The organism is Stenotrophomonas sp. STEN021 (assembly GCF_056760175.1).
Window position 1 is genome coordinate 43,075 of record NZ_JBRREH010000022.1, and the last position, 10,790, is coordinate 53,864.

8 protein-coding genes are annotated in these 10,790 nt (G+C 63.8%); 1 reads left to right on the forward strand and 7 read right to left on the reverse strand.

The features are described from left to right. Positions 1-211: 211 nt before the first annotated feature. From ACVOL0_RS06945 to ACVOL0_RS06970, 6 genes are all read right to left on the reverse strand, one after another. Positions 212-454, reverse strand: a complete 243-nt coding sequence (locus tag ACVOL0_RS06945) for a type B 50S ribosomal protein L31 (RefSeq protein ID WP_054657059.1) — start codon at positions 452-454, stop codon at positions 212-214. 98 nt (positions 455-552) lie between these two features. Next, the gene (locus ACVOL0_RS06950) at positions 553-1,491 is read right to left on the reverse strand and encodes a nucleoside hydrolase (protein ID WP_481548494.1); all 939 of its coding nucleotides are present in this window, start codon (positions 1,489-1,491) and stop codon (positions 553-555) included. A 65-nt stretch (positions 1,492-1,556) separates the two neighbouring features. Further along, positions 1,557-3,686: an ATP-dependent DNA helicase RecG gene (recG, locus tag ACVOL0_RS06955; protein WP_481548495.1), complete on the reverse strand. Its 2,130-nt coding sequence runs from the start codon at positions 3,684-3,686 to the stop codon at positions 1,557-1,559. Between the two features lie 229 nt (positions 3,687-3,915). Further along, on the reverse strand, positions 3,916-6,366 hold the full coding sequence (locus tag ACVOL0_RS06960; RefSeq protein ID WP_481548496.1) for a TonB-dependent receptor: 2,451 nt from the start codon (positions 6,364-6,366) through the stop codon (positions 3,916-3,918). A 37-nt stretch (positions 6,367-6,403) separates the two neighbouring features. After that, positions 6,404-7,591, reverse strand: coding sequence for an SO2930 family diheme c-type cytochrome (locus tag ACVOL0_RS06965; protein WP_481548497.1), 1,188 nt, complete (start codon positions 7,589-7,591; stop codon positions 6,404-6,406). Positions 7,592-7,600: 9 nt separating this feature from the next. After that, positions 7,601-8,836 (reverse strand): parallel beta-helix domain-containing protein, encoded by a 1,236-nt coding sequence (locus ACVOL0_RS06970; RefSeq protein ID WP_481548498.1) that lies wholly within the window; start codon positions 8,834-8,836, stop codon positions 7,601-7,603. 118 nt (positions 8,837-8,954) lie between these two features. On the opposite strand from ACVOL0_RS06970, the gene ACVOL0_RS06975 reads away from it, so the two are divergent. Further along, on the forward strand, positions 8,955-9,992 hold the full coding sequence (locus tag ACVOL0_RS06975; RefSeq protein ID WP_481548499.1) for an AraC family transcriptional regulator: 1,038 nt from the start codon (positions 8,955-8,957) through the stop codon (positions 9,990-9,992). 56 nt (positions 9,993-10,048) lie between these two features. On the opposite strand, the gene ACVOL0_RS06980 is transcribed toward ACVOL0_RS06975, so the two are convergent. Continuing rightward, positions 10,049-10,432, reverse strand: a complete 384-nt coding sequence (locus ACVOL0_RS06980) for a RidA family protein (protein WP_057629049.1) — start codon at positions 10,430-10,432, stop codon at positions 10,049-10,051. Positions 10,433-10,790 lie beyond the last annotated feature (358 nt).

Here is a 10,790-nt window from a genome sequence, read left to right on the forward strand (position 1 = left end):
TCCGCAGTTTTCCACGGCGGTTCCGACGATTATCGCACAGCAGCATTTGCAGATTGCGAAGACAAAAGTCTTATAGGCAGGGATTCAGCGCGACACAGCGTCACACCGGCACTACCGCCAGATTCTGCAATGGTTCAGCCGTACGACGGGCAAGACAAAACAACGGCCGCGCAGGGCGCGGCCGTTGTCTGTTCAGCAACAACCAGTCCAATCAGCGCGCGTAGCGCTTCTGGAACTTGTCGATGCGGCCGCTGGTATCGATAACCTTGTGCTTGCCCGTGTAGAACGGGTGCGAAGCCGAGGAAATTTCAACCTTGACGAGCGGATACTCTTCGCCGTCTTCCCACTTGACCGTTTCCTTGGAGGACATGGTCGAACGGGTCAGGAACTTGAAATCGGAGGTCACGTCGTGGAACACGACGTTGTGGTAATCGGGATGGATATCGGCCTTCATGGGGCTCACACCGTATTGTCTGGTGGTCAAGACCGCCATTATAGACACGACCTGCCGCGTCAGGCAAGTCGTGCCTGCTGAATCACTTGCCAGGACGGTTACCGACCGAGCAGCGCGCCGCGCACCTGGGCCTCGAAGCGGGCCTGGTCATAGCCGATCAGCAACGCCGTATTGTCCGCTACACCGGTCTGGCGATTCCAGTCCACGATGGTGGCGCCACGGCTGCGGGTGCCGGTCAGTTCGATCGACAGCGGACGCTGCTCGACCACGGTACCGCCTTCCGGCTGCAATGCCCACGCCATTGCCAGTGCATCGGCGGCATACCAGCGCTCGCCACGACTGTCTTCCGACCACAGCCGGGTCTGGCGGGAAATCAGCTCGTAGAAACGCGCCTTGTCAGTATCTGCAGCCAGCCACTGTTCGACATCACGATGCAGCAGACCGTGGGCGATGGTGGCCTCCCAGTCCGCGACTTCGGTGAACGGGAACGAGGTGAAGACGATATGCGCCGATTCCGGATCGAAGGCGATATTGAACTCGGCGGCCGGGGTGATGTTGCCGTGGCCGGTGATCGCGCCGCCCATCACCACGAAGCGCTTCACGCGCTGCGGCAGGCTGGGATCAAGCTTCAGCGCGAGCGCGATATTGGTCAACGGACCCAGGGCGACCAGAAGCAGTTCGCCGGCATATTGGTACGACAGGCGCAGGATCGCCAAGGCGGCGTGCTCGGCTTCCACCTTGCGCGCGGCCAGTGGCAGATCCACATCGCCAAAGCCGTCGCGGCCATGCACGTGTGCGGCATCTTCGGCCGGGTACACCAGCGGATCAGCGGTACCCGCAAACACCGGCACGTCTTCGCGGCCAGCCACTTCGCACAGCTTCAGCGCGTTGCGCACGGTGTATTCAAGGCCGACATTGCCCGCTGCCACCGTCAACCCGATCACATCATGGCGTTCATCGGCAAAGGCCATCAGCAGTGCCAGCGCGTCGTCCACGCCCGGATCAGTATCAATCAGCAACGGTATCTTCTTGCTCATCTTCTGCTTCACTTCTGGTTGGCCATGGAGTCTGTCACGGCCTCCATGACAGTGGAAGCACGCAATCAGGCCGATGCGTAGCGCACTGCGCCGCCAATCCAGCGGTTGACGATGCGATCAGCCAATTCCGGCGCATCGCTGAGCAGGCGTTCGGCCAGATCGTGCACAGTCGGCAGCAAACCCGCATCACGCGCCAGATCGGCTACCCGGAACGCGGCCAGGCCGGTCTGGCGCGTGCCCAGCAGTTCGCCGGGACCACGCAACTCCAGGTCCTTCTCGGCGATCAGGAAGCCATCGGAGGTAAGCCGCATGGTCTCCAGACGCTCGCGCGCCATCGCCGACAGCGGTGCCTGGTACATCAACACACAGCTGGACGCGGTAGCACCGCGACCGACGCGGCCGCGTAGCTGGTGCAACTGCGCCAGGCCCAGACGTTCGGCGTTCTCGATGATCATCAACGAGGCGTTGGGTACATCGACACCAACCTCGATGACGGTGGTGGCGACCAGCAGATCGGTTTCGGCCTGTTTGAAGGCGCGCATCGCCGCCTGCTTCTCAACCGCCTTCATGCGGCCGTGGACGAGACCGATGCGCAACTCAGGCAGCTGCGCCGACAGCGTCTCGAAGGTCGTCTGCGCGGCCTGCGCATCCATGCGTGCATTGCCGGGGCCGGCGTCTTCCTCGCTCTCTTCGATCAGCGTGCAGACCCAATACACCTGCCGCCCCTGCTGGCAGGCGATGCGGATGCGTTCGACCAGTTCCGGACGCCGCTCGGCGCTGATGGCGATGGTCTGCACCGGCGTGCGACCGGGCGGCAGTTCGTCGATGGCCGATACATCCAGATCCGAATACGCCGCCATCGCCAAGGTACGCGGGATCGGCGTGGCAGTCATCACCAGCTGATGCGGCACTACACCGGCCGTTGCGCCCTTGTCGCGCAGGGCAAGCCGCTGGTGCACGCCGAAGCGGTGCTGCTCATCGACGATGGCCAGTGCCAGATCGTTGAAGACCACGCTGTCCTGCATCAGCGCATGGGTGCCTACCACCACTTGTGCATGGCCGCTGGCCACATCTTCCAGCACCTTGGCGCGGGCCTTGCCGGTGACCTTGCCGGCCAGCCAGGCCACACGCACATCCAGCGGTTCCAGCCAGCTGCGCAGATTGTTCAGGTGCTGCTCGGCCAGCAGTTCGGTCGGCGCGGCCAGCGCCACCTGTTTGCCGCGCTCCACCGCCAGCATCGCCGCCAACGCAGCAACCACGGTCTTGCCCGAGCCAACGTCGCCCTGCACCAGCCGCAACATTGGATGGGCGCGGGCCAGGTCCTTGCGGATCTCGTCGAATACGCGCTGCTGCGCGCCGGTCAGCTTGAACGGCAAGGACTCGCGCAGGGCTTTGACCAGGCCGTCGCGGCCACGCAGCGACGGCGCGCGGTGTTGCTGCAGGGCGATGCGCTGGCGGCGCAGGCTGAGGTGGTGGGCCAGCAGCTCTTCCAGTGCCAAGCGGCGCTGCGCCGGGTGCGTACCCGCCCCCAGCGCACCGATATCGGCGTCGGCCGGCGGCCGGTGCATGGTCAGCATGGCTTCGCGCAACGACGGCAGGCCCATGCCGGCGAGCAAGGCCGGCGGCAGCAATTCCAATGCCGCGGCATCCGGCAGGCGATCCAGTGCCTGGCCGATCAACTTGCGCAGGCTGGCCGGGCCAATGCCCTCCACTGCCGGGTACACCGGGTCCAGTACCGCGCCCAGCGCAGCGTCTTCGCCGTCACCGAGCACGTGATAACTGGGATGCACGATCTCCAGCCCATTCTGGCCCGCGCGCGGTGTGCCATAGGCGCGCAGACGACGGCCTACCGCGAACTGCGACACCTGCGCGGCACGAAAGTGGAAAAAGCGCAGCACCAGGGTGGCGCCGGAATCGTCACTGATCGCCACCCGCAGCACCGGCCGGTAGCGGAAACCACGCTCCACTGCCTCTACCCTGCCCTCCACCTGCGCGGCCATGCCGGCCTTCAAGGCACGGATCGGCAGTAGCGTGGTGCGGTCCTCGTAGCGCAGCGGCAGGTGCAGCCACAGGTCCTGCAAACTGGTCAGGCCGCGCGCCTCCAGCTTGGCTGCCACCCGTGGCCCGACCCCGGCCAGACGGCTCAGTGGTTCGGTGGAAAGATCAAGGGTGGCGAGGTCACGGCGTGCAGACATTGCATAAGGATGCCGCCATGCGCCGCAAACAGAAACCCCGGCGTGGTTGGACGCCGGGGTTTCCTACTCCCCAAGTGCTGATTTGTCACGGTGTTGTCGATTGGCGCCTTCAAGCAAACCGTAGTGCCGAGCCATGCTCGGCAAGGGCCTTCCCGGGAGAGACTCAGCCGAGCATGGCTCGGCTCTACGGAACTGCCCCCCTCTCCCGCGGGGAGAGGGGCTTCAAGCGTTAGAACTTCACGGTCATTTCAAGGCCGTAGGTGCGCGGGTCGGTGATGGTTGCGCCGACCACGCCCAGGGGATCGCGTCCGTAGGTGTTCAGGCCACGGACGTACTGCTTGTCGAATACGTTGTTGGCGTACACCGCCCAGTTCCAGTGCTTCAGCGGTGAGGTCCAGCCGATGCGTACGTCGGTGCGCTGCTGTGATTCGCCGATGTTGAGCAGCTTGCTGATGCCGCAGTCACCCTGCAGGTCGGAACCTGCGTTGCAGCGCTGGGCGCCACGGTAGGCGTGGCGCAGCGAGAAGCGCAGCTGGCCGTTGCCGCCCAGGTCAGCGACGTACACCGCGCCAGCCGAGGCGCTGAAGCGCGGCTCGCCGGTCGGTGCACCGTCAAGATCCTCGCCTTCCGGGGTCACGTAATTCTTGTACTTGGAATCGATCCATTCGGCCGCCGCATCCAGGGTCAGACCATCGGTGACCTTCCAGCGCATGTCGAAATCCACGCCGGTGGCCTGCAGGTCGCTGGTGTCGAATACATAGACCGGGATGTCGACCGGATTGTTCGGATCCGGATCAATCAGGCGGATCGCCTGGCGGTTGTCGTACTGGTAGTGGAAGACGGAGACGTTGTAGGAGAAGCGTTCGAAGCTCTGCTTCAGGCCGACTTCCAGATTCCACACATCCTCGTTCTCGAACGCCGGACCGATCTGCAGCGCATTGAAACCACCGGCCTTGTAGCCCTTGGCCAGCGAGCCGAACACCATGGTGTCGTCATTAAGGTGGTAGTCGACGACGAAGCGCGGGCTCCAGTCACTCCAGCTCTTCTTGTCGCGCACCAGCTTGCCCTTGTTGACCATGGCCGGCGGGTCGATGAAGGCCATGTCGAAGGTCAGCAGCTCGCGGGTGATCGGGATGCCCATGCCCGCCAGTGCCTGGAAGAAGCCCAGCGCCTCCAACGTGCCGAGCTTCGCTTCAAGGCCGGGCGCATTGCGCGGCGTATTGAGCCAGGTGAAGTCCTTCTCGTCACGGGTGTAGCGCAGGCCGAAGGTCAGGTTGAGGCGATCGGTGGCCTTCCAGATCACGTCACCGAAAGCGGCGTACGAGGTGGTGCCCAGCGTGTTGCTGAAGCGCTCGTTCCATTTCTCGCCGACCAGCGAAATCGGAATACCGTTCATCTGCGCCAGCATCGAGGTGAAATTGAACAGGCTGCCATCGGGAATACCCAGCTGATAGGCCACGCCCATGTTGCGGATGATGTTGTCCACCGCCTCGGTATTGGTGTTGACCTCGCTGGTCTGGCGCGCGTCCTCGTTGAAATAGCTGGCACCAGCCACCCAATCGAAGCGTTCATTGCTGCCGGAGAACTTGAACTCCTGGTAGAAGGTTTCGTTGTTCTCGGTGTTCTTCGAATCCACGTACAGGTCGAAGCGATTGGTGCCGTCTTCCTCGGTGTGGTTGGTGGAGTCGTATTTGCGCCAGGAGCTGGTGGAGGTGAAATTGCCCCAGGACAGCGCGTGGTCGACGATCAGGCTGACGCCGTCGAAGGTGCGCCATTCGGCATTGTCAGCATCGCTATAGGTCTTGATCTTGCGCGGGTCCAGATAGTCGTCCGGGTCCACCGGTACTGGCGGCCGCGCCGGATAGGCCGGCAATGGCACGATGCCGGTGGTGACGCGGCCATTCTGGTCCAGGCTTTCGTGGTCCCAGGTGATGTACGCGGTGGTGTTGTCGCCGAAGCGGCTCTGCCAGGCTGCGCGGGTGGCCCAGACGTTCTCGCCGCCCAGGTCCTTGCCGGTGGCGCCGTCCTGGAACCAACCATCACTGGTGTTGATCAGTGCATTGAAGCGCAACGCCGAGTTGTCACCGGTGGGGATGTTCCACATCGCATCGGCGTACTTCTTGCCGTAGTTGCCGACGCGCACGGTGGCGCGCGCCTCGGTTTGTGCCTGCGGGCGCCGGGTCACCAGCGAGATCGCACCGGCAGCGGTATTGCGGCCGAACAAGGTGCCCTGCGGGCCCTTCAGCACTTCGATACGTTCCACATCGACGAAGGGCAGCAGCACGCCGCCGCCACGTCCACCGTAGACGCCATCAACGAAGATGCCTACCGCCGGATCGGTACCGATGCCAAAGTCGTCGGTCTCCACGCCACGTAGCCGGAACGATGGCTGGGTCGGCTGCACCGCGCTGATCACCAATCCCGGCACCAGCGAGTCGATGTCGCCAAGATTCTCGGCGGCCACGTCGTTGAGCAGGTTCTGGTCGACCACCTGCAAGGCGATCGGTACATCCTGTATTTCCTGCTGCCGGCTCTGCGCGGTGACGGTGATGCGATCCAGCGTGGTGGCAGCATCCTCCGTCGCCGACTGCGCCATTGCCGGGGCGCTCACCCCCAACACCATCAGCCCGGCCATGGCCCGCTGCACCCCAACTACCAGATTCCGTTGCTTCACTCGCATCGCGCTCTCTCCCACGCAGTGAGGTGTAAAGCCGGCGTCAGACTGCCGGCGGTCCCGTGTTGCCCGGCTGGCCTTCGCCAGCGGTATCGCAGTCTGTTTCCAGCGCGTTGATCCACTGCCGGATCAAGGCCACGCCTTCGTTGTGCACCACCGCCCGCCCGACCTCCGGCATCATCACCGCCGGGTCATCACTGTCCATGCGGTAGGCGATGATCGAGGCATCCGCATCGCCCGGCTGGATGTCATAGCGGCGGTTGCCAGTGCCCTTGCCCGCGGCGATGGGTTGCTTGCACATGCCCAGCTTCAGGTGATCCCGGGTGGGTGCGTCCAGCCACAGGCCGGAGGTGATGGCCGGGCCGGTGCGGCTATGGCAGTGACCGCAGTTGACGTCCAGATAGGCGCGCGCCCGCGCCTCCAGCGGCGCGGCAGGATCAGTGGCATCGGCCGCGCGTGGCAGCTGTGCCGGTGCAGGCAGGTCTTTCAGATAGCCGAGTTTGACCAGATGCGCGAGCTGGTTGTCGTGGCCGCTGAGGTAATCGAAATCGCGATTGAGGTTGCGCGCCTTGGGACCGATCGGCAGCAGCTTGCGCGAGCGGTTGTCGGTGATATGGCAACCACCGCACTGGTTCTGGTCCGGCACCTGGTAAGCAAACGCTTCGCGCGAGCCATCGGCAGCGACCAGTTCCAGATCAACACTGGCACCGGTACGTTGCAGGGTCGCGCTGGTCTGCTCCTTGTTCCAGACATACGGCAGCGCAACCCAGCCTTCCTTGCGGTGCACCAGCAAGCGGGTTTCGATCAGGTGAACCTTGGACAGGTCCAGGCTCTCCTCGTGCAATGAGGATTGCGACGGCGGCGTGCGTGCTACCGACTTGCCGTCGGCAACGCCGGGCGCCGGCAGCGGGTAGTAGAAGGTCTTGCTGAGAATGGTGCCGACCGGGAAGTCGAACGCATGCTCTGGCTGGTAGCCGGCCGCCTGCCCCTTCGGCATCCACACCGTGCGCAGCTTGTGCGCGTAATCGCTGAACAGCGGCGTGTTCAAGTCATACGGCACCACGCCGTCATTGAGCGACAGCTTGCCCTCGCGGACGCGCAGCACATGCCACTCATCCAGCGTCGCCGGCTGGCCCTGCTCGAAGAAATGCACCGCCGCTGGTTTGCCGCAGCCAACCAGCATCAGCAAGACGCTGAGCAACACAATCACCCGCACCATCAGATTGCGCATGTTCAAACCTCAACCACGCTTCAGATCGATGGCCGGCAAGCGCGGCAGGTCGCATTCAAACGGCTTGGCATCCTTGCTCGGGTTCTTGTAACCGCCAGGACCATCGGCGTTGATCACGCCGCTGACATTGCGCAGGCATATCTGCGGACCGACCTTGACCCCATCGACCATGCGCTCCTTGTTGTAATACCCATCCCACAGCACGTCCGGGAAGTTACCGGTCAGGCCATACATCGCCACTTTCAAGGCCTTCAGATCCAGTCCGTCGGGTGAGTCGCCGCCGCCGGACAAGGTGTTGTTGTGGATGTAGATGCGCTCCGGATACGGATCGAAATTGGGCGAGGCGCTGCTGTCCTTGTAACCGGTGGAATACACGCTGGAGACGATGATGTTGGTGGTGGCGTTGTCGCGCACCTCGTTGTCGAACACCTCGATGTCATCATTGGAGTTGATGACGATGCCCGACCCGGCAGGCACGCTGGCCACCGGCGTGCCCTTGGCACCGAAGTTCTCGTGATTGTTGGCGATGACCTTGTTGTTGAACACGCGGATATTGGCGCCCTGCTGCGACAGGCCCGGCATGTTGAACACCAGGATGCCGCCGGTATTGCCGGTGGCGACGTTGTCGTAGACGTCGGCGTTGCGGGTGTTCTCGACCTCGATGCCGGCCACGTTCTGCTCAGCGCGGCTGTTGCGCACGATCACTCCGTCGGACTGGCCGACGTAGATGCCGGCATCGGAAGCGCCGATGGAAACGGTGTTCTCGATCAGCACGTTCTTGGTCAGCACCGGGTAGATGCCATAGGCGCCGTTCTTGGTGCTGGGGCCACCGGTCCACTGCACCTTTACGCCACGGATGGTGATGTTCTCCGACTCGCTGATCTTCAGCCCGTCGCCCTTGGAGTCCTCGATGGTGAGGTTCTCGATGGTGAAGTTGTCGCCATTGACCAGCAACCCCTCGGCGCCGGCCTTCTGCCCCTTGAAGCTGAGCACGGTCCGGTCCATGCCGACACCACGAATGGTCACGCCGTCTGCGCGCAGGCTCAGGCTGCGCTCGAACTGGTGGCGGCCGGCCGGGATGTCGATCACGTCGCCGGGTTTGGCATCGAGCAGGCGCTCCTGCAGCGTGGCCGCGAATGCCCCGTCGGCCGCAGCCACGCTTGGTGCCTGTTCGGCCTGCTTCTGGCAGCCGACGACCATGACGGCCAAGGTGGCGGAAACCGCCCAGGTAATGCTGCGCTGCATGACGTGCTCCCATACGGTGGCAGATGTTGGGCGCAGTCTGGCCTTCAGGCAGTGTTCACGCGAAGGGCAAGAACGGCATACTTGGGGGGGGCAAAGCGGACAAGCTGGAGGGGCTTGAATGCATCGCAGGATCAGCGGCGGCGACCGCCTGAGCATCGCCAACGTTCCAACCAACATGCTCTGTGGCCTGTTGCTACTGGCCGAGCAACGCGGTGTCAGCAGCGACAACTGGTTCAATGGGCTGCAATTGAGCGCGGCGCAGCTCAACGATCCCAGTGCCCGCATTTCCTACCGGCAGGCAATCGAGGTGATACGCCGCGCCCTGCCCACCTTCCCCATCGACGGGGTCGGCCTGGCCATGGGCGGCAACCAGAACGGTGGCAACTTCGGCCTGCTCGGCCTGGCGATGAAGACCGCACGCACGTTTGGCGACGCGGTGCGGATAGGGCTGGATTACCAGCGCAATCTCGGCCCGCTGATGAGCCTGGCCCTGGAAGACGGCGGCAGCGACAGCCTGGCCATCGTTGCCAGCGCGCCGGATGAAGCCAACGACCTGCTGCAGTTCCTCTGCGAGGAGATGTTCTCCAGCATCGTGATGCTGGCCCGCGAGCTGGCTGGCAATGAGTTCAGCCCGCTGCGACTGGAACTGGGCTACCCGGCACCGGCGTGTATCGACGAGTACCAGGCCTTGTTCCGTTGCGAGCTGCGCTTCAACCAGCCACGTCACGCATTGCTGCTGGAACAGCGCTGGATGCAGCTGCCGTTTGCCAGCTACAACCCGGTGACCTCGCAGCAGGCCTTGTCGATGTGCCACGCGCAACTGGCAACGCTGGCCTCGCGCGGGGAGACCACCGCCGCGGTCGAGCGCCAGCTGCGGCCACGGCTGCGTGACAACCCGCAGATGAGCGAAATCGCGCTGGCCCTGCACCTGAGCGAGCGGACCCTGCGCCGGCAATTGGCCGACGAGGAAACCAGCTTCAGCGAGGTCCACGATCGCGTGCGCACCGAGCGCGCATTGGAACTGCTGCAGGACCCGGAGCTCGCCGTTGCCGCCATCGGCAACCAGCTGGGCTTCAACGATGCGCGCGAGTTCCGCCGCGCCTTCAAGCGCTGGACCGGGCAGACCCCGAGCGGAACCCGCTTACCGCCAAGCTGAAACGCAGATGCCCGGTTTCCCGGGCATCTGCTACACCACCGAATCCGCATTGCGGATCAGTCGATGATCATGATCGCGTCGACTTCGAACGCAGCGCCCTTCGGCAGGCCCGACACTTCGATGGTCGAACGGGCCGGGAACGGGGCCTGGAAGTATTCCTGCATGACCGCGTTGACCTTGGCGAACTCTCCCAGGTCGGTCAGGTACAGGCCAAGGCGCACCATCTTGTCCAGCGAACCACCGGCTTCCTCGGCCACGGCCTTGAGGTTGTCGAAGGCGCGACGGGCCTGCGCGGTGACGTCGCCGGCGACGATTTCACCGGTCGCCGGGTCCAACGGAATCTGGCCGGAGAAATACACGGTATTGCCGGCGCGCACGGCCTGCGAGTACGGGCCGATGGCGGCCGGGGCGTTGGCGGTGTTGATGATCTGGCGGGACATGGACAGCTCCAGTCTGGAAAAGGTGGGCCATTGTAACGTCGCCACCTTGGCGGGCGGCTGACCAGGCTGGGCGGGCCTTGGCCAAAAAATCACCAGATATCCGAAAGCACTGCGGCACAAGGCCTGCCAGACCTTATCCACAACTTGTCGGCATCACAGGGCACAGCCTGTGTGGATAGCCGCATGCAGGTAGCGCCGAGCCATGCTCGGCTGGGGCTTTCCACGAAAACCCGATGTGATCTTGTAGGAGCGGCGTCAGCCGCGAAGCTGGTGCCAGTGAATTGATCGAGCATGCTGGTTGGCCGGATGGATCATCTGCTTCGCCGCTGACCCCCCACCCACAAACCAGCCGTTTTTT

Excerpts from the sequence above, each read along its gene's own strand:
- ACVOL0_RS06945 (WP_054657059.1), bottom strand. The coding sequence starts at position 454 with ATGAAGGCCGATATCCATCCCGATTACCACAACGTCGTGTTCCACGAC.
- ACVOL0_RS06950 (WP_481548494.1), bottom strand. The coding sequence starts at position 1,491 with ATGAGCAAGAAGATACCGTTGCTGATTGATACTGATCCGGGCGTGGAC.
- recG (WP_481548495.1), bottom strand. The coding sequence starts at position 3,686 with ATGTCTGCACGCCGTGACCTCGCCACCCTTGATCTTTCCACCGAACCA.
- ACVOL0_RS06960 (WP_481548496.1), bottom strand. The coding sequence starts at position 6,366 with ATGCGAGTGAAGCAACGGAATCTGGTAGTTGGGGTGCAGCGGGCCATG.
- ACVOL0_RS06965 (WP_481548497.1), bottom strand. The coding sequence starts at position 7,591 with ATGCGCAATCTGATGGTGCGGGTGATTGTGTTGCTCAGCGTCTTGCTG.
- ACVOL0_RS06970 (WP_481548498.1), bottom strand. The coding sequence starts at position 8,836 with ATGCAGCGCAGCATTACCTGGGCGGTTTCCGCCACCTTGGCCGTCATG.
- ACVOL0_RS06975 (WP_481548499.1), top strand. The coding sequence starts at position 8,955 with ATGCATCGCAGGATCAGCGGCGGCGACCGCCTGAGCATCGCCAACGTT.
- ACVOL0_RS06980 (WP_057629049.1), bottom strand. The coding sequence starts at position 10,432 with ATGTCCCGCCAGATCATCAACACCGCCAACGCCCCGGCCGCCATCGGC.